Origin of the sequence: Candidatus Contendobacter odensis Run_B_J11 (genome assembly GCF_000531125.1) — a bacterium.
Taxonomy (GTDB): Bacteria; Pseudomonadota; Gammaproteobacteria; order Competibacterales; family Competibacteraceae; genus Contendibacter; species Contendibacter odensensis.
The window spans coordinates 1-19,544 of record NZ_CBTK010000101.1; the positions used below are offsets into that span (position 1 = coordinate 1).

Consider the following 19,544-nt stretch of genomic DNA (forward strand, 5'->3'; position numbering starts at 1 on the left):
CCGGCAATGCCTGGATCGCCGCATCCCCGACGCCGACACCCTGACCCGCGAGGTCGCCGCCTGGGAACAGGCCCGTAACGCCAACCCCCGGCCGGTGAATTGGCGCTTCACCACCCTCAATGCCCGTATCAAGCTCAAACGCCTCTACCCATCAATTCAGAGCGGGTGAAGTACTAGGTATGGATCGCCCCATCGTAAGTTCAGGAATTCGAGCTGCTGTAATCAAGCAAGAAGATATTCCGTGCCTGCTGCTCCAACGTGTGGCGCGCCTGCGACCCACAGAGCGCATGGGCGCAAGATTTATGATCCTGCTACTTCAAAGCAGGGTGTTCGCTACCTACATAGCACCCATCTTTACGGGTATTAGCGTTCCACATCTCAGCCCTGAGCAAATCAAAGGATTTAAGGTCATTTTGCCATCTTACTCAGAGCAGAAAGGAATTATTGAATATATCGAAAATGAGACAGCGACGCTGAATACCGCCATCTCCCGCCTCGAACGCGAAATCACCCTCCTCCGTGAATACCACACCTGCCTAGTCGCTGATGTCGTCACCGGCAAGCTTGATGTGCGCGAAGCGGCGGCGGGTCTGCCCGATGAATCCACGCCCGATGCCATAGAGGATGATGCCGACTTGAGCAATGAGACCGAATCGGCTGACGAGGAGGCCGCTGAATAACGCTCAATTTCGTCATACCCGCGAAAGCGGGTATCCAGGCTTTTCAGCGGCTTACTGGATTCCCGCCTACGCGGGAATGACGGAAAGCGAAAGTCCCGATAGCATTTTCGGGTAAAGTGCGAGCCATGTTTGGCATCAAAGGTGAGTAATTTGTGATCACCGACACCCGCGAAAAGGGCCTCGAAACCCTGATCATGCGATACCTAACTGGCGAGGACGGTCTCGCTGCCACCCTCAACAGGATCGCTGATCCGTCCGCCTCTTACGGAGGCGCTGGCTACTTCGCTGGCAGTGCGCAGGACTACGACCGCGCCCATGCGCTCGATGTGCTGCAACTCTTCGCTTTCCTGAGCGCCACCCAGCCCGCAGCGATCAACAGGCTGGCGCTGGCCGACGCCAGCAACCCCAAGGACATCAACCGCCTCAAGTTCCTCACCCGCCTCTCCTCCGAGATCGGCAAACGCGGCGTCATTGACGTGCTGCGCAAGGGTGTGGAGCATCATCCCGCCGGCCACTTCCATCTCTTCTACGGCACCCCGTCGGAAGGCAACGCCAAGGCGCAGGCGCTCCACGCCCAGAACCGCTTCTCCATCACCCGCCAACTGGCCTATAGCGCCGACGAGACGCGCCGCGCCCTCGATCTGGGTCTGTTCATCAACGGTCTGCCGATAGCAACCTTCGAGTTGAAGAACAGCCTCACCCGGCAGACGGTCGAAGACGCGATTGAGCAGTACCGCCGCGACCGCGATCCCCGCGAGCGGCTGTTCGAGTTTGGCCGCTGCGTGGTGCATTTCGCGGTAGACGACAGCGAGGTACGGATGTGTACCGAACTCAAGGGCAAAAGCTCGTGGTTTCTGCCCTTCAACAAGGGTTACCACGATGGTGCGGGGAATCCGCCAAACCCGCACGGCCTCAAGACCGACTACCTTTGGCAAGAGGTGCTGACCCCGGCGCGCCTGACCGACATCCTCGAAAACTACGCCCAGATTGTCGAAGAGAAAGACGCACGAACCGGACGGAAGAAGCGCCGGCAGGTATGGCCGCGCTACCACCAGCTCGGCATGGTGCGACAAGCGCTGGCCGATGTAAGCAGCCACGGCGCGGGCAAGCGTTACCTGATCCAGCACTCGGCGGGCAGCGGCAAATCCAACTCCATCGCCTGGCTGGCGCACCAGTTGATCGGCGTGCAGCGCAACGGCAAGGCAGTATTCAACTCGGTGATCGTAGTCACTGACCGGCGCATTCTCGACGACCAGATACAAAAAACTATCAAGCAATTCATGCAGGTGGGCGCAACGGTGGGCCACGCCGAACATTCGGGCGACCTGCGCCAGTTCATCGAGCAGGGCAAAAAGATCATCATCTCGACGGTGCAGAAATTCCCTTTCATCCTCGACGAGATCGCCACTGAGGGCGGCAAGACCTTCGCCATCGTCATTGACGAGGCGCATTCAAGCCAGGGTGGAAAGACCTCGGCGGCGATGAGCAAGGCGCTCGGCGACGCGACGGATGATCAGGATGCGGAGAGCGACGTTGAAGATACGGTGAATGAAGCGCTCGAAAAGCGCATGGCGGCGCGCAAGATGCTGACCAACGCCAGCTACTTCGCCTTCACCGCCACGCCCAAAAACAAGACGCTGGAATCGAACGGGCGATTCAGTACTTCCACGCTTTCAAGGCGTATCTCGCCGAGCGCAAGAGTCCGTATCAGGCGATCATCGCGTTTTCAGGAGAATACGAGTATGGCGGAGCCAAAATGACCGAGGCGTCGCTCAACGGGTTTGCGAGCAGCGACATTGCAGAAAAAATTCAGCACGACCCCTACCGCTTTCTGATCTGCGCCGACAAGTTCCAGACCGGCTACGACGAGCCGCTGCTGCACACGATGTATGTAGACAAGCTGCTTGCGGGCATCAAGGCGGTGCAAACCTTGTCCCGCCTCAACCGGGCGCACCCGCAGAAACGCGACTGCTTCGTCCTTGACTTTCAAAACAACAGCGAAGCGATCATCTTCGCCTTCCAGGATTACTACCGCGCCACGCTGCTTGCCGAGAAAACCGACCCCAATAAACTGCACGATCTGAAGGCCGCGCTGGACAACGCCCAAGTTTATTCACTCGAACAGATGCAACAGGTCGTCGAGTTGTTCCTCACCGGCGCGGAACGGGACACGCTGGACCCGATTCTCGATAGATGCGTAGCGGTCTATGCCGAAACGCTGGACGAGGATCAGCAGGTGGAATTCAAGGGCAAAGCCAAGGCGTTCTGCCGCACCTACGATTTCCTGGCTTCGGTGATGCCCCATGCCAATGTAAATTGGGAAAAGCTTTCGATCCTGCTCAACCTGCTGACGCCCAAGTTGCCTGCGCCCGAAGAGGACGACCTGGCGAAAGGCATCCTCGATGCGATTGACATGGATAGCTACCGCGTTGAAAAAAAAGCGGTCATGAAGATCGCGCTGGCGGATGAGGAAGCTGAGATTGATCCGGTTCCGCTGGGTGGCGCAGGTCACAAGGGCCAGCCCGAACTCGACCGCCTGAGCAACATTCTCAAGACCTTTAACGACAACTTTGGCACGCTGTTTACTGACGCCGACCGTGTAGCCAAGCGCATCCGCGAAGACATTGCGCCGAAGGTCGCCGCCGACGCGGCCTACCAGAATGCCAAAGAAAACACCCCGCACACCGCCCGGCTTGAGATGGACAAAGCACTGGCTCGGATCATGCTGTCTCTGCTCAAGGACGATACCGAAGTCTATAAGCAGTTTGTCCAGAACGAAGCTTTTCGCCGCTTCGTGACTGATATGGTGTCTTCGATGACGGGCGAATAACCGGAACGCAGGCATTGCCGCTAAAATGTGTAGCCAATTAAGTAGCTAACTGCATATTTCTGATAATGTCTAATGCCTATTATGTTAGGAGTAAAACACCATGCTGTACCAACATATTCTTTTCGCTACTGATTTTTCCGAAGACGCGATGCAGGTCGGGGAACGCGCCAAGGACATCGCCCGGCTGTGTGGGGCACGGCTGGGGATGATTCATGTGATCGAGGACATCAATATCAGCCTGGGCGGAGGCTACGAATTGCTGCCAGTGCTAGCAGACTTGCCCGATGAGGCGCTACTGCGGGAGTCTCGATCCCTGCTGGGAGACCTGGCGCAGCGCTTAGGTTTGGAAAATGCCGAAACATGGGTGGTCAACGCCCCTTCGACCAAGGAAGGCATTCTCGGTGCGGCGCAAGCACACGGTGCAGATTTGATCGTGGTCGGCAGCCATGGGCGGCACGGGCTGGCGCTGCTGTTGGGTTCAACCGCCAACGCGGTGCTGCACGGCGCTCAATGCGATGTGCTGGCGGTGCGAATTCGGAATTGAACATCCCTCCTCCTTTAACCAATAAGGGGGCCAGCGAAGCGCGAGGGATTTCAGGCCGATTCGTGTACGATCTCGCCCAGTCCAGCCCGCCGCAGCGCGTCGTTAAGCAACTGGCGCACCGCGCGGGCGGTTTCCAGTTCCAGCGCTTGTCGGGCCAATTCGCGGGCTTCGGCGTGGCTAAAGCTGCGAATCGCCCATTTAACTCGCGGGACGCTGGTGGCGCTGGCGCTCAAACTGTCTACGCCCATTCCCAATAACAGCACCGCAGCCCCGGGATCAGCCGCCATTTCCCCGCACAGATTCACTGGGCGACCGCTGCGATGACCGTTTTCAATGATGTAGGCCACGGTTTTTAGCACCGCCGGATGCAAATTATCGTACAGCCCCGCGACCCGGGCATTGTCACGATCCACCGCCAGCGTGTACTGGGTCAGGTCGTTGGTGCCGACTGACAGAAAATCCGCGCGCCGCGCCAGTTGCCCGGTTTGCCAGGCAGCGGAGGGCACCTCGATCATCACCCCAACCGGCGGGCGCGTCACCGGCCAGCCTTCCTCCCGCAGTTCCTGGTCAGCACGCGCCAGCAGCCGCAACGCTTCGTCCAGTTCCTCGACGGTGGTGATCATCGGAAACAGAATCCGCAGATTGTCGAGTTCGACATTGGCCCGCAGCATGGCGCGCAACTGGGTCACGAAGATTTCAGGATGATCCAGGGTGAAACGCATCCCGCGCCAACCCAGAAAGGGGTTGTTTTCCTCAATGGTGAAATAGGGCAGGGTCTTGTCGCCGCCGATGTCCAAGGTGCGCATCACCACCGGCTGGGGGGCGAAAGCCGCCAGCATCCGCCGGTAAATTTGGTACTGCTCATCTTCGCTGGGGAACGATTCGCGCACCATGTAGGCGAATTCGGTGCGATACAGCCCAATGCCCTCGGCACCACTGTCGCGAGCAGCGGCAATATCGGTCAGCAATCCGGCCTTGGCATATAACGGAATATGGTAGCCATCCTGGGTTTCAGCAGGCAGATCGCGCAATTTGCCCAGGCCGACGGTCAACGCGGCCTCAGTGTCCATGAGCTGCCGGTACTCGGCGCGGGTGGCCGGATCGGGATTGACATAGACCCGGCCATGATAGCCGTCCACGATGATGTCGCTGCCCTCGAATCGGCCCAGCGGCCGGTCGCCCAGACCCATCACCGCCGGGATGCCCATCGCCCGTGCCAGCAAGGCCACATGGGACAGGGCCGATCCGCGCAGGCACACAATCCCGGCCAGTTGTTCCGGTGGCACTGCCGCCAGATGAGCCACGCTCATATCTTCAGCCACTAGCACACAGCGTCCAGCGGCGGGGTGGGGGTGTTGGTCGGGACCAGCGCGCAAATGCTGCAACACCCGCCGACCCAGATCGCGAATATCCTCAGCGCGGGTGCTGAGGTAGGAATCCTCGGCCTGCTCCAGTAATCGAACCCGGGCCAGCACCGCATCGCGCCAGGCGGTGGGTGCCCAGCGCCCGGCCCGGATACCGCCGAGAGTGTCCTCGATCAGGCTGTCGCTGCTCAGCATCATCCGGTATACCGTGAACAGCGCCTGCTCGGTAGGCGGCAGCAACGGTGCCAGCCGGTCGCTGGCCTCGCGCAATTCCTGTTCAACCGCAGCGATAGCGGCGTGGAAAGCCGCTTCCTCGCTGGCAACCTCTTGGCTCAACCGGTCGGGCACATCGTCAAGATCGGCCAGCAAATGGGGAATGGTGACCGCGCCCATCGCCACCCCCGGAGCGCCGGCCACTCCTTGCAGCGCCCGAGTGTGGGTGTTCAGCGGGTTAAGTAATTCCTGAGTGGCACCGCTGAGAATGGCGTGATTGAGAATGCTGGCCAATTGGGCGGCGATAGTCACTAGAAAATCCACCTCCTCGGAATCGAACTGGCGCACGGCGCTATCCTGGACGACCAGCACCCCCAACACCCGGCGGTACTGGATCAGCGGTACGCCCAGGAAAGCGTGGTAGCCCTCTTCGCAGACCTCGCACACCGGATGAAAGCGCGGATGGCGCGGCGCGTCGGCTACATTCAGCGGTTCCTGCCGTTCGGCCACCAGCCCAACCAGCCCTTGGTGGTGGCCCAGCCGCACCCGCCCGACCGCTTGCGGATTCAGGCCGGCGGTCGCCATCAGCACATGGGAGCGATTGTCCTCATCGGCCAGATAGACGGTGCAAGCGGCGACCTTCATTGCGGCGCGAATCCGGTTGACGGTGATAGCCAACGCGCTCGACAAATCCGGCGCAGCGCCGACGTCCTGAACGATACGGCGCAGAATTTCAAGCATGAAGCGAGATTCCTTCCGGTTAGAAATTTTTTGAATTACAAAATAAGCCATCATCGCAATAGGTGGTGATAGCGCGGAATAACGCAATACGATGTGCAGGTAGTGCATGGCGGCTCCACGGCAGACACGACTCCAAATCCTTGAGCCTCGGTCAGTAGATGTGGCTGTAGCGTAAGCAGTGTTAGGGCTACCCTTTCGCCCGATAGTTCGCCCTGCGTGGCGAATGGAAGCTGGTTAGAATAGAGCAACACCCATTGACCAAAAAATTTAACCATGAACGATGAAACCCCGTTGACCATCGATCCGGCGAAGGCGGGTCGCCTGCTGCGACTGGCGACTTATGCCTCGGTCGTCACCGCCACGGTGCTGATCGTCGTCAAGCTGGCGGCGGCATTGCTGACCGGTTCGGTCAGTGTACTGGCCTCGCTGGTGGATTCGATGATGGACGTAGCGGCATCCATCATTAACCTGCTGGCGGTGCATTACTCCCTGCAACCGCCCGACCGCGAGCATCGCTTCGGTCATGGCAAGGCTGAGCCACTGGCGGGATTGGTGCAGGCGGCGTTCATCGCCGGTTCAGCGCTATTTCTGATCCTGAACGCGGTAGACCGACTGCTGCATCCGCAACTGATTAACGATGCCATGGTCGGCATGGGCGTATTGTTGTTCGCGATTGTTGCGACAATGGCATTGCTGGCGTTCCAGCATTATGTCATTCGCCGCACTCAATCCACCGCGATCCGCGCCGACTCCCTGCACTATGCCACCGACCTGCTGACCAACGGCGCCACGGTTCTGGCGTTGGGATTGGCGATGCTGGGCTGGCCGATCATGGATCCGATCTTCGCGATTGGGATTGCGCTGTATATCCTCTACAGCGCCGGCCAAATCGGCTATGAAGCGGTGCAACTGTTGATGGATCACGAATTGCCACCGGAGGTACACGCCCGGATCAAGGAAATCGCCCGCACCTATCCTCAGGTATGCGGTGTTCACGAGATGCGCACCCGCCGCTCCGGGCAGACCTATTTTGTCCAGTTACACCTGATGCTGGATGATCAGTTGCCGCTGGTGGAGGCGCACCGGGTGGCCGATGAAGTGGAGGCAGCGATCAAGTCGGCTTTCCCCAATGCCGATGTGCTGATTCACCAGGACCCCGCCAGCGAACCGCTGCCGCAACCCCTGCCGGGATGAACTCAAATTCCAGCTAATTCCGCTGCCTTCAACACCCCCGGTTCGATTTGCACTGGCACCACGTTGACGCTGTCGATCCGGGCGCAATAATCCAAATCCACATCACAGCCCAAAGCCGCCAGACCGCGTCCGTGGTGGGCATAGCGCAGCAATTGCGGCAACCGGCTTTGCCATTGATCGAACAGCGCCATGGCCGCAATGGATTCGTCATCCCCCGCGCAGTCGCTGCCGCGCTCGACCCTGAGCGCACAGGCAATCGCTCCAGCGCAGATGGTATCCTCCAGCGAGAACCCGCCGCGCCAGCCCGCCGCGACGATCCAGACGGTGCGAGGTTGCTCCTCCAGTAGATAACGCACCACCGCCCAGCGATTGGTCAGCGCCGCCGTCAACAGGATCGGCACTGTCCGCACCCGTTCCAGGGCGCGAGTGCCGTTGGTGGTACTCATAAACAGCCGCTTGCCGCCAACCCGTGCCGGGGTGCATTCCGACGGTGAGTTGCCCAAGTCAAAGTCTTCCAGCTTTTCACCGCCGCGTTCGCCCGCCAGCAAGCGCTGTTCCGCCGGCCAACGCTGGCTGATGCGGAATAACTCATCAATATCGGCGAACACCTGGATCGCTTCGGCGCCGGATTGCAACGCGGTCGCCATGGTAGTAGTAGCGCGTAAGACATCAATGACAATGGCGCAGGCCGGCATTTCCAGTTGCAGACCGCCCTTGCGCGCCTGCTTGCTCAGGTCCGGGACTTGATCGGGGGTGTGATAGACGAAAATTTCCATGGTGATGATCCGCCGTCGGTGGTGTTCTTGTCCGGTTGATTATCCCACACAAGATCAAGCTAAATAGCAGTGATTCACCACGAGACGGCTATTGCAGCAGCCGTTCGATCAGCCCCGTCTCCCTATCCAGCAGTTCCCGACGGGCAAACTCCCGCACCGCCAGCGCCAGCGGACTGTGCTGGAGCGCCAGCGCCCGATCCGCCGCCTGGCGCGCTTCGATCCATTGACCCACGCCCAGTAGAACCACCGCCTGCCGTTCCAGCGCTGCCGCCTCGGTTTCAATCGCCAACAGCGAACTGAGATCCGCGCCGCAGCGCGAACAGACCGGATCCTGCTTGAAGCGGGCGCGGCAGACCGGGCAGCGTTCCATCACGACTCCAGATAAAACAGGATATCGGACAACTCAGCTACCGGCTCAGCTAGCGCGTCGTAATTGCCACTGCTCAGAGCATCCTTGATCGTTTCGATCAGGTTAATCATCTCTTCACGATCATCTTCGCTGGCGTTATCCAACAAGCGTTCGGCTTTCTCCACCAGCGCCTGCGCTTGCACCCTGAGTTGCTGATCAGTGACGCCACTGCCCGCCTCGGTGGAGGTAGCCGCATTCATCATTTCGTCGGCAAACAGGGCATTAACTCGCGCCCGCGCTGTTTCCAGTGCGCCTTCTTGAAAGCGGGTTAGCACATTGTCGATGCGGATGGATTTTTCCAGCCCGGTGTTTTTCTCCCGCGCCGTCACCTGCATGATCCCGTTCAGGTCCAGCGCAAACTGGATGATGATGGGATTGTTAGCGGGTGCCCGGCTGAGGTTTTCCACCATGAACTCGCCGAGCGTGATGTTATTCAGGGCGTCCGGATCTTCGCCTTGGTAGACATCCACTTTCACCGCTTCCTGGTGATCGCGCATGGTGTAAAACACCTCACTCTTGGTGACCGGGATCGGGGTGTTTTTGTGAATGATCGGCACATAGGTGAAGGGGTAAGGCATCCCGTTCAGCTCGCTCAGGGCGCTGGTGCCGAAGGTGTAGGGCGTGATGTCCACCAGCACTGCTGAGACGGCTTCGCCCGCCAACATGCCCGCCTGAATCGCGGCGCCGGTAGCCACGCACAAATCCGGGTTGACCTCGGCGCGCACCGTCAGACCCAAATCCGCTTCCAGCCGCTGAGTGATGATTGGGGTGCGGGTCGCGCCGCCCACCAGCAACACTTCGTCAAGGTCGGACACGGTGAGATGGGCGCCTTTGAGGGCGATGTGGACCGCTTCCAGCGTTTCGTCAATATAGCCGGCAATCATTGCCTCGTAGTCGTCCCGCGCCAGTTCCAGAGTCAGGTTGACCGGCGTACCGTCTTTTTCCAGCAGGTACTCTTCCTCAATTCGGCAGTAGGGCTGATCGGACAGCGCGATCTTGGCGATTTCCGCCGCCCGGGTGATGCGGGCCATGGCCTTGCGCGACGGAGTAGGATCCGCGCCTTGTTGTTGCAGGTGGGCGACCAGGTGTTCGACGATTTTGGCGTCAAAGTCGTCGCCGCCAAGCTGGTTGTTGCCGTGGCTGGCCAGCACCTCGACCACGTTGTCCTCGATGCCGACCACCGACACGTCAAAAGTGCCGCCGCCCAGGTCGTACACCAGCACTTTTTTGTGGCCCTGATGGTTGGCTTCGTAGGACAGCGCGGCGGCGGTCGGTTCATTGATGATCCGCGCCACTTCCAGGCCGGCAATCTCACCGGCCTCGCGAGTCGCCTGCCGTTGGGCGTCGGAGAAGTAGGCCGGCACTGTGATCACCGCCTTATGCACCGCTTCGCCCAGATGTGCCTCGGCAATCGCCTTCAGCCGCCGCAGGATGATGGCGGAGATTTCCTGGGGCGTGTAGGCCGTATCGCCCATTTCAACCTGATCGGCGCTGCCCATCCGCCGCTTGATCGATTTGATGGTGCGTTCCGGGTACAGCACATACTGATTCTTGGCCGGCTCGCCCACCAGGATCGAACCATCATCGGCCAAGCCGACGAACGAGGGCAGAATCGGATGACCGGGGGTGACGTCAATGACGGTAACACGGCCATTTTCTACCACTGCAACTTCAGAATTGGTGGTGCCCAGATCAATACCAATGATTTTTTCAGCCATGAGGAGGTGACTCGTATCCGTGTTAGTTCAGTGAAGGTTCGGTGGCGGATGTTGCGGCGCTGGCATCCGGTTCCGGGCGGCGGTTGACCTTGACCTCGGCCAGGCGCAGCAATTCGCCCTGCCAGAGGTAGCCTTTGCGCAGTTCTTCGGTGACGATGCCGTTTGCCAAATCCCGCCGCTGATCCAGTTCGGCGGCGCGCATGGTGTGCGGGTCGAGCGGTTGACCCAGGGCGGCCAAAGCGACCACCTGCTGGGTGCTTAGCATCTGTTCCAGCCGGCGCAAGCTGATGTCCTGACCCTGGGCAACCGCTTGGCGCAACGCCTGTTCGCGCCGGTACCACCGCCCCCACAGCGTGGGCCGATAGTTTTGTAGGGCGCGCAAGCCCGCTTCCAAGCGGTCGTGCAATTCCACCAGTTCCAGCAGCACCGGTTTCAACACGGCTCGCCGTTGTTCAGCCACCGCGCTACGGGCGCGATCCAGTTCGCCGCCGAGTTGAGTTTGACTGGTTTGCAGGGTCTCAAACACCGCCCGGAATTCATCCAGCGCGGTTTTGACTTGACGCGATTCCAGCCGGACTTCGTTTTTCAGCGCCACCAGTTCAGCAAACAGCGAATACAGGTCGGTTCGCCGATGGGTCTGTTCAGCTTCGTCGGAGAGAGTTTCGGGCTGTTCGTCCAGATAGGCGCGGAACTGATCCAGCAAGCGTTCTTTGGTTTCGATATTCATGAGGAGTTTTTTATTTCTGGCCAGCCAAGCTGCTGCTCAGCAGTTGCCGCAACTGGAATTCGGTGGGGCGGCGGCGCGAACCGCCCGGTTGCAGAGCGTTCGCCACCAGCCCGGCCAGATCCGGTGTTTCCTGTCCAAACAATCGGTAGCGCAGCCGATCCGGGCGGGTTTTAACCGCTTCAAAGGCGGCGCGGATCACCTGGAAGCGTTCCGGGTTCCGTTCCGGCGGATGCTCGCGCACCTGGTGCAGATAGGCTTTTTTGATGGCGTCATCATCAGCGGTTTCGGCGACGCCCAGCACGGCGAAAGGATTAGGCATGGGTTAGCTCCAGCGGTTTCGGCGTCCGCCCCGGCGTGGCGATGAGGGGGGAAAGTCCGGCAAATCATCCAGCAGTTCTTCCAGATTCCCGCCGCCAAGCAACAGGGCTTTCATCATTGCTCTTTGCACTTCGATTGGGAAATCATCGTCGGGCGGCAAATCGTCCAGGATCCGGTTCAGCATCCGCTCCCGCAGCGCCGGGGGCAGCCGCTCCAGATCCCGGCGAATTTCTTCGATTTCAGCCGGTATGTTGGGCAACATTGGCATCGGCATTGGCCGTGAGTGACCGCGTGGCCGCGAGAAGGGCAACCGACCCTGACCGAGGAACTGTCCGATCCGCATCAAGGTGCGATGATCCTCAGCGTCCCGGGCAGTTTCCATAGCATCCTCCAGTCGCCGGCTGTCGCGGTGCTTGACCTTATAGCCGTTGCCTTCGGCGCGACCGTAAATCTGGTAGTAGACGAACAGCGGCCGTTCCGGTTGGCATTCCAGCGCCCAGGTGGCGGCGGATTCCAGCAGTTCATAATGGGGCGCCTGATGCAGGCATTCACAGATCAACAGCAGATCGTCCTCGCTGCTCAGGGTCTTGATCGCCCGTTGCAACGGCTTTTCCAAGTCTTCCAGCGCCGAGCTGAGGTTGTTCACGCCCTCCTCGCGGTAGGCATTGATCAGTCGCGTCAGCGCCAGCAGGTCCGCACGCTCAACCGTCAGCTTGCGCGGATCGCCAAGGGCCAGGTTGCGCTGGAAATCGGCGGGTTCCAAATTCAGGCGTGGCGCTTCCACCACCAGTCGCAGCCAGGCCAGCAGCGGATGACCGGCCAGACGGGCACCTTCCCGCAGGAGGTGCTGGCCGCGTTCGCGTTGCTGCTGCTTGAAGGCCAGCAGGCCCCGATTGGTTTCGATGACGCCGCTGCGGGCGTTGTCGCGCTCCAGTTGACCGGCACGGTCCAGCTCCTTTTCCGCCAGCGCGTATTTACCGGCCAGAATCTGTTTGCGGGCGTGGGCCAGATGGGCGTTGATCAGGATGCTGCGCGCCTTGCTGTTGATCGGGTCCAGCTCCAGCACTCTTGCAGCAAAACCAGCGGCTTTTTTATGCGCCTTGCGAGCGGTGGCGGTGACCGCTGCATCGAGCAGCACTTGAGCATCGTCAGGAAACTGCCTGACCGCCCGATCCACCCATTGGTGGTATTCCTTATCGTTGCCGGCTTCCCGGTTTAATGCGGCCAGTTTCAAATAGCTGTCGCGGTCATCCGGATCCAGGCGCAGGCTTTCTTCCAGATAAATCAGGGTCTTCGGGGTTTCATCCCAGTCGAGGTCGTCGTCCTCGTGCGTCAATTTCGCCATATGACGCAGGACTAGCGCCGCCATTAACCGGCTGTCCGGGTTGTCAGCATCCTTGATCAGCAGATCAGCGCAACCGCGCCAATTGCGCAAAGCGCCACGGATGTCACCCCCCCGTTCTGCCCGCAGCGCCTGTAGACGCTGCGTTTCAAATGGTGGCAGCGGTCCGAACAGGTGGGTGTAGCTTTTCAAACCCTGGGGATAGGCCGGCAGCAGCATCCAGCAGGCGTGGCGGGCGGATTCCCGGTCAAAAGCGGCCAGATGAGCGGCGATAAAGTCGAACAGGGCTTTGTCGCCGGGTTTTTCGCCGAACCGCGCCCAGTCCTTGAGCAGTTTGTTCTGGCGCGCATCCAGACCGATCAAGCCACCAGCCAGTTCGCGTTGAGCCGGATCCAGCGTCAGTAGCGCCTGAGCCGGTTCACTCGCAGCAGCAGCACAAACCAGCTTGGCAAGAGGGTAATAAGGTGAAGTGGAGGGAATACGCTCGACCAGCGTCGGGGCACCGGCGGGATCGCTTTCCAGCTTGAGCAGCGCCGCCAGCGTCTGGCGCAAATCCCGGTAGGGCGAGCGAATCGGAATAGCTTTCAGCGCTTCGCGCACCACCGCCTCGGCATCGCCCTGGCCGTAGGCGCACAGCGCAGCCTGGGCAGCGCCGAAATGCTGGCGCAGCGTTGCATCGGGCGGGATCGCCTGAAGTACGTCCTTCTGTCCGGCCAGCGCCAGCGCGGCGAGCAGGGTTTCGAGTTCGCCCGCATCGGCGGCAGGTAATCCAGCCGCATAATGAGTGTAAGCGCGCATGGCCTTGGCGTACTGATTGGAGTGCAGCAGCCAGTCTACATACAGGTCTGGTTGTGGGACTTGTCCGCTGCACAGACTGGGGATGTTTTCCCAGATCACGGCGGCTTCCCGGTACATCTCCTTTTGAGCCAGTTGCCTGGCGCGTTCCAGATAAGCCACCGCCAGCGGTTCACGCCAGGATGCCTGCGGTTCACGTTTCAGCAGCAGCTTGTAAATGTCAATCGCGCCCTTGTAATCGCGGGCCGACAACAGAGCATTACCTTGGCTCACCAGTTCCGGCGTGGGCAGGTCATCGAGGCGAAGGCGCGGTTTCGGACTTGGTTTTCGCACGAGTATTAACTCCTTGGGCGGCATTCAGACGGTGAGAATCGTCAGGTTTTCCTGTTCAGCCAAGGTTCGCGCATCGCTTAACACCGCACAATAGGCTTGATCGGATTGAAGATAAGTCGCCGCAACCCGTTTGAGATCCGCCAGCGTGACGTGCAAGATCCGTTGCCGATAGGCGCGGCGCTGTTCCGGGCTGCGGCCAAACAGGGTGCCAGAAAAGGCGCTGATCGCTTCGCCCGCCGGCGAGCCGGGTTTATCAATGGCGGCGATGATGCCGAGGATGGCTTCTTCCAGGGTTCGCGCCGGGTGATCGCAGGTTTGCAGCCAGTCCAGCGCCCGGTCGAAATCGGTCAGGGTGTCGGCCAGCCGGGGATCGCGGTAGGAATAGAAGCGGAAGGAACCGCTGTCAGGATGGTAGCCCGCACCGCCGCCATACGCGCCACCTTGCTCGCGGATAGCGCGATGTAGATAGCCATTACGCAGGAAATCGCCGAGCACCTGCAACGCGGGAGCATCGGGATGGTTGGGCGCGACAGTGGGATAGGCCTTGGCGCAGAAATTGACCTGGGTATTGACCCGGAACCCCTGTCGCAGCGGTTGCGGTTCCGGCGCGGCCAGGGTGAACGGTTCCGACGCGGCATAACCTTCGCGCCAATGGACGGCCAATGCGGCGGCAATATCATCCTGGCGCTCGGCTTCGCTGACCACCAGCAGTTGCCGGGGCGCCTGTTGCAGACGGTCGCGCAACCGTTCCAGCCGACCCGCAAAACCGGCCAGCGCCTCGGCATCGTCCAAGTCGTCATCCAGCGCCTTGAGGTGTTTCAAGCCTTGCAGCCCGTCCCAGCGATGACTCAGTGCCGCCACCGAACTCAGACTGGAACACGCCGCCGCCAGCGCCAGCATATGGCCGTGATCGGTGATCGCTTCCTCGCGGTGAGCGCGCATCTGGGCGACCAGCTCGCGCAGCCGGGGCAGTTCATCGAAACGGGCGCTGGTCAGCGTTTCCCACAGCAGATCGGCCAGGGCGGCGTGGTTGCGGGCCAATGCCTTGCCCCCCAAGGTCAATACGCCCTTGACCTGCTGCACGTCGTCCACGCCACCGCGTACCGTGGCGCGGGCGCTGATGCCACCGGTCACTGCCGCCTGCCGGGCCTGAGTCGTGCGGTAATCACGCCCGGCGCTGCCGACTTCGCTGAGGCAGGCGCAGAACAACGGGAGTAGATCCAGTTCATCGGCTTCCAGCGCCGGCAAATCGAGTACCGCTTGCAGATAAACCATGCCGTTGGTGCCCTGGGCGTACCAGGTCGCGGGCACCGCCCCGACCGGACGGCTGACCCCTTCGACGATCTTCAAATCTGCCGGCACGTCTGCCAGCCCCACCTTGGGCAATAGTTCGGGATCATCCGGTTGTTGCTGGCGTTCGGCCAGCACCTGGGTTTGGGCCATGATGCGGGCCTGATCGGCTTCGCTCAACGCGGTGCGGATAGCGGCCAACCGTTGCTGTTCCATTGCCGCCTGCTTCGCGCTCAACTCCGGGTCGGGAGCCATGGTCAATCGCACCCGGTGCGGGTTATCAATCAACAGTTGTCGGGCGAGACGCGGAATAAAGTCCGGCTCCCGGCTTTCTACTCGCAATTGTTCCAGCAGCGGATCGCCGTCCAGCGCCGGAATCGGATCACCGCCATGGATCGCCGGAGTCAGCGCTTCCATCAGCAGATGCAGTCCGTAGGGAAAACCATCGCCGGTAATTTCCCGCTCGCTCAATTCCAACTGGTGCAGAGCGGCGTCTACCGCGTCTTGCGGCACCCCGTCAGCGGCGACCTGGCGTAGCACTTTGAATATCAGTTGTTCAACCGCTTCCGCGCATTCGGGATTGGAGCCTTCCAGCCCGCAAACGAAAGTGGCTTCACGGGTGGAGGTGTCGAAGCCGCACATTGGCGAGGGCGCAGTACCGAACTCAGAGGTTTCCAGCGCGTTCCGCAATGGCGAACTGCTGTTGTCCAGCAACACGTCGCTCAACAGTCGCGCTCGCAGCGTCGCCAGTGGATCGGTGATCAGCCCCAGCAGCCAGCCCAGCACGATATGGGTCTGGTCATGCAGCGCTTCGGCGCCGTCCAGCGGGTAATAGGTGAGATCGACGACGGGCGCGATATAGCGTCGCTCGGCGGGAATGGTCAAATCCAGCGTCAGCGCCTGAAAGCGGCTGAGAGCTTGCGCCTCGAAACACTGCTGATGCTCGGCGGCGGGAATGTCGCCGTAGGTCAAAAAAATGGCATTCGAGGGATGGTAATGGCGAGCATGGAAGGCTTTCAGTTGTTCATAACTTAGATCGGGAATCGCTGCCGGATCACCGCCGCTGTTGTGATGATAGGTGATGGTCGGGAACAGTTGCTGTTGCAGGGCGTAGCCCAGCCGTTGCACCGGCGAACTCAGCGCGCCTTTCATTTCGTTGAACACAATGCCTTTGAAGACCAGTTCGGAATGGGGATCGGCGGGAGTAGCAAATTCGAGCCGGTGACCTTCCTGGGCGAAGTCGCGTTCATCCAGCAGCGGGAAGAAGGTCGCGTCCAGATACACATCCAGCAGGTTGCCAAAATCCTTGCGGTTCTGGCTGGCGAAGGGGTAGGCGGTCCAGTCGCTGCTGGTGAAAGCGTTCATAAAGGTATTCAGCGAGCGCCGGATCATCATGAAGAACGGGTCGCGCACCGGATAACGCTGGCTGCCGCAGAGCGAGGTGTGTTCAAGGATGTGGGCGACGCCGGTCGAGTCCTGTGGCACGGTCAGGAACGCGACCATAAAGGCGTTGTGCGGATCATCGGCAGCCAAATGTAGATGCCGAGCGCCAGTGACGCTGTGGCGATACTCCTGGAACTCCAGCCGCAGGGCGGGAATGGGATGGCTACGCAGGTGCTGGAAGGCGGGATGGGTCATGGTTTAGGTTTTGGGGTGAGCGGATACAGTGGGGATAGAGATAGAACCGGTCGACAAACAACGTTGGCGGGATCGTCTGATGCTGAAAGTGATGATAGCCCCGAGGAAATTCAACCTTTGACCATTGCGGTAAAGTCCGACCAGTGTTCGATCTTGAAGGCGCGAACATCCCGCACTGAAGCGGCAAACCACGGCAACGCTTTCAACGTCAGAATCGCAGCGAACAGATTGGATAAGTCGTCCCTGTCGGTGGTGTAAAGGCTGCCCTGCCGCCACTCGAAGCCGAACCCGGTTAGAGTGTTGCGGATATCGGCATAGGCTTGGGCCACGCCCTTGGGATGATTCCCGGCGGTATCGGCGACCACTAAATCGAAAGCAATGGCAAACATTAACGCTCCTTGGGATCGTCGAGAACATCGGCCAGTTTGTAATCAAGCTCTTCGCCGGTTTCGATCACTCGAACTCGCACTGTCTCATCCCCGGAATGCAGTTTTTTACCTTCTGAAACAATTTCATAGACGGGACCAGACAGGCCAAAACGCCGCCAGGTGCCGATCAAGCTTTGGGGTTCAATGTGCAGCATGAAAATCACCTCGTTAACCATAGCGGGTTCAGGATCGCACGATGCGGATTGTACCAAATTCGCTCACAGGCGTTGGTGGGAAACGGCTGATGTTATCTGCGGGTTGCCTGATCCGGCTGGAAACGATGAATGCGCGCAAGCACATCCGCCAGGGCATTTTTGGCCATGGCTGTATCGTAGTCGGTTTGCAGGCCAATCCAAAACCCATCGTTCATTCCGAAAAAACGGGCCAGGCGTAACCCGGTATTGACCGTAATCGCGCGCTTGCCGGCGATGATCTCACCGATGCGCCGCTGCGGAACGCCAATTTCCTTGGCCAACCGGTACTGGGTCAAACCCATCGGTTTTAGAAAATCCTCCAGCAGGATTTCGCCGGGCATCACCGGCGGCAGCTTGCCGCCTTCCGCTACATCGGAAAAATCCATCTGGCTCAGGTCTTCAACGCGGATGTTCACGCAATTTCTCCGTTAGTAATAGTCAACGATCTCGACATTCCAGGCGTTGCTATCGGCGCCATTCAAAACAAATCCGCCACTGATCGTTGATACGGATACTCCATTGGCCTTCACGGTTGCCGGAGAGCTTTTCCAATTGGTTTCCGGGCGGGATGCGCAACTCGTCAATCGAAATCACCCGGTTGAGTTGTGCAAGCTTGCGTCGCGCCGTTTGTAACCACTCCGCGCCAAAGCGACGAACCCGCTCATGCGCGAATACCGCTGCGGTTTCTTTATTGGCGAATGTTTTGATCATGGAGAAGTGCTAACGTGTTGCATTACTAATGTCAAGCGTTCGTAAATCTGGGTCTCATCGCCTGCCAGACGTAGGCTGGCGGTGAGTTGACCGCGAACGCCGACCAACCGGTTGGCGGAGGGTCAGCGTTATCAAGGCAAAAATGATAACGGCCCCGCTGGGGGGCCGTTTATAGTGATGAAGAGATTTGCGGGTTGCGCTAGGTGCGACGGCGACGCGAGAAGCCGAGACCGACGAGACCGACGCCAATCAGCGCGAGCGTGGCCGGTTCGGGGACGGTAGCTGCATTTACGCCCACGGTGGCGGCAGCGATGAAAGGAATACCAAGTCCATTAAAATAATCATTAGGTCCTAAATGATTATTAGGATCGCTATTGATATCATTAGGGTCGAAGTCATTGAAAAAGCTCGTAAAACGAATGGTTAGTAATGTCTGAGAGGCGAACTCGTCGGGCAGATCGTATGTCTGCTCATCTAAACGGACGTTACCCGAGATAAAGGCAACAGTTGTGTTGGGGTTGGTGGTGGTGTTGACGAAAAAGCCGTTGTAGTGATCGCGGATGTTGTCACCCTGCACCAGATCGACCTTGTAGGAAGCGTTGTTTGTGCCGAGGAACTCGACCGATCCGTTGTTGGCGCCAAAACTGCCGAACCCCGAGTTGATCAGCGTATAGGCTTGGGTGACGCCAAACACGTTAACATCTATATCAAACTCTCCTTTCCAGAGCACAGTATCGCGGTCACTATCCACTACCAGATTGAACGGTACACCATTATAGGTTGGCGTACTAGGGAATATTGGATCATAGAGAAAGCCCTCGGTGGCAGTGCGGATGTCGACGTTGAGTAGCGGTAACGTTAGTGTGGTGTAGCTGGTGGCGCTGGCCGGCGCTACCATTCCGCCCAATGAAATTGCGAGGGCGGCAGCTACGAGGAGAGGAGAGGAGAGGAGAGGAGAGGAGAGGAGAGGAGAGGAGAGAGCGTTTCATGGTTTTAACTCCAAAGATTAGTTGCATGAGTGCAACCAAAAATAAAGCAATAAATAAGCCAGATATATTTATGTGAATAAAATCAATTTGATGGATTTTAAGCAGTGTTCATGACTGTAAAATATAACAGTGATCTTTTTGGAGAGAATTGAGAGATTATGATGAATTTTATGAATTTATTTGATGAAAATTATTATTATTCAAATAGTTATATGAATTTATACCATTCCAGCAGGGTGTAAAATTTTCCCTCCTGTAAATTTTCCCGTGATTGCTTATAAATTTGAAACCCACTGTAAGCTCATTGAGT

General features: G+C 59.1%; 15 protein-coding genes and 3 pseudogenes. 5 read left to right on the top strand and 13 right to left on the bottom strand.

Annotated features, from left to right (window positions below; genetic code table 11):
* From BN874_RS25050 to BN874_RS08080, 4 genes and pseudogenes are all read left to right on the top strand, one after another.
* Positions 1-169: pseudogene (locus BN874_RS25050) on the top strand (IS630 family transposase); the annotation flags it as partial.
* Positions 170-179: 10 nt separating this feature from the next.
* The gene (locus BN874_RS08070; protein ID WP_051497583.1) at positions 180-680 is read left to right on the top strand and encodes a restriction endonuclease subunit S domain-containing protein; all 501 of its coding nucleotides are present in this window, start codon (positions 180-182) and stop codon (positions 678-680) included.
* Between the two features lie 194 nt (positions 681-874).
* Positions 875-3,510, top strand: a pseudogene (locus tag BN874_RS08075) (type I restriction endonuclease subunit R).
* A 100-nt stretch (positions 3,511-3,610) separates the two neighbouring features.
* On the top strand, positions 3,611-4,054 hold the full coding sequence (locus BN874_RS08080; RefSeq protein WP_034431977.1) for a universal stress protein: 444 nt from the start codon (positions 3,611-3,613) through the stop codon (positions 4,052-4,054).
* 50 nt (positions 4,055-4,104) lie between these two features.
* Here the strand turns inward: BN874_RS08080 and ptsP are convergent, their stop codons facing one another.
* Positions 4,105-6,372 carry a phosphoenolpyruvate--protein phosphotransferase gene (gene ptsP / locus BN874_RS08085; RefSeq protein ID WP_034431988.1) on the bottom strand — a complete coding sequence of 756 codons (2,268 nt, stop codon included), beginning with the start codon at positions 6,370-6,372 and terminating at the stop codon, positions 4,105-4,107.
* A gap of 273 nt (positions 6,373-6,645) precedes the next feature.
* Here ptsP and BN874_RS08090 point away from each other — a divergent pair, with 273 nt between their 5' ends.
* Entirely contained in the window at positions 6,646-7,566 is a 921-nt protein-coding gene (locus BN874_RS08090) for a cation diffusion facilitator family transporter (RefSeq protein ID WP_154724810.1), read from the top strand.
* Between the two features lie 2 nt (positions 7,567-7,568).
* Here BN874_RS08090 and BN874_RS08095 read toward each other — a convergent pair whose 3' ends face one another.
* The 12 genes and pseudogenes from BN874_RS08095 to BN874_RS08150 all read right to left on the bottom strand — a co-directional run bounded on the left by BN874_RS08095 (position 7,569) and on the right by BN874_RS08150 (position 19,143).
* Entirely contained in the window at positions 7,569-8,342 is a 774-nt protein-coding gene (locus tag BN874_RS08095; RefSeq protein ID WP_034431978.1) for a 2-phosphosulfolactate phosphatase family protein, read from the bottom strand.
* Positions 8,343-8,430: 88 nt separating this feature from the next.
* The gene (locus tag BN874_RS08100; RefSeq protein WP_034431979.1) at positions 8,431-8,712 is read right to left on the bottom strand and encodes a hypothetical protein; all 282 of its coding nucleotides are present in this window, start codon (positions 8,710-8,712) and stop codon (positions 8,431-8,433) included.
* Positions 8,712-10,469, bottom strand: a complete 1,758-nt coding sequence (locus BN874_RS08105; RefSeq protein WP_034431980.1) for an Hsp70 family protein — start codon at positions 10,467-10,469, stop codon at positions 8,712-8,714. Before BN874_RS08105 ends, BN874_RS08100 begins: the two co-directional genes overlap by 1 nt.
* A gap of 22 nt (positions 10,470-10,491) precedes the next feature.
* Entirely contained in the window at positions 10,492-11,196 is a 705-nt protein-coding gene (locus BN874_RS08110) for a nucleotide exchange factor GrpE (RefSeq protein ID WP_051497584.1), read from the bottom strand.
* 10 nt (positions 11,197-11,206) lie between these two features.
* Entirely contained in the window at positions 11,207-11,515 is a 309-nt protein-coding gene (locus tag BN874_RS08115; protein WP_034431981.1) for a J domain-containing protein, read from the bottom strand.
* A gap of 3 nt (positions 11,516-11,518) precedes the next feature.
* Complete coding sequence (locus BN874_RS08120) at positions 11,519-13,984, bottom strand: tetratricopeptide repeat protein (protein WP_154724811.1); 2,466 nt, start codon at positions 13,982-13,984, stop codon at positions 11,519-11,521.
* Between the two features lie 24 nt (positions 13,985-14,008).
* A complete protein-coding gene (locus tag BN874_RS08125; protein WP_034431983.1) occupies positions 14,009-16,912 on the bottom strand; it encodes an insulinase family protein in 2,904 nt (967 codons plus the stop codon).
* Positions 16,913-17,022: 110 nt separating this feature from the next.
* Complete coding sequence (locus tag BN874_RS08130; protein ID WP_034431984.1) at positions 17,023-17,301, bottom strand: virulence factor; 279 nt, start codon at positions 17,299-17,301, stop codon at positions 17,023-17,025.
* Positions 17,301-17,495, bottom strand: coding sequence for a DUF5397 family protein (locus BN874_RS08135; protein ID WP_034431991.1), 195 nt, complete (start codon positions 17,493-17,495; stop codon positions 17,301-17,303). Before BN874_RS08135 ends, BN874_RS08130 begins: the two co-directional genes overlap by 1 nt.
* A 92-nt stretch (positions 17,496-17,587) precedes the next feature.
* Positions 17,588-17,950: a HigA family addiction module antitoxin gene (locus BN874_RS08140; protein ID WP_034431985.1), complete on the bottom strand. Its 363-nt coding sequence runs from the start codon at positions 17,948-17,950 to the stop codon at positions 17,588-17,590.
* A gap of 12 nt (positions 17,951-17,962) precedes the next feature.
* Positions 17,963-18,245: pseudogene (locus BN874_RS08145) on the bottom strand (type II toxin-antitoxin system RelE/ParE family toxin).
* A gap of 199 nt (positions 18,246-18,444) precedes the next feature.
* Positions 18,445-19,143 (bottom strand): PEP-CTERM sorting domain-containing protein, encoded by a 699-nt coding sequence (locus BN874_RS08150; protein WP_034431986.1) that lies wholly within the window; start codon positions 19,141-19,143, stop codon positions 18,445-18,447.
* Between the last annotated feature and the right edge of the window lie 401 nt (positions 19,144-19,544).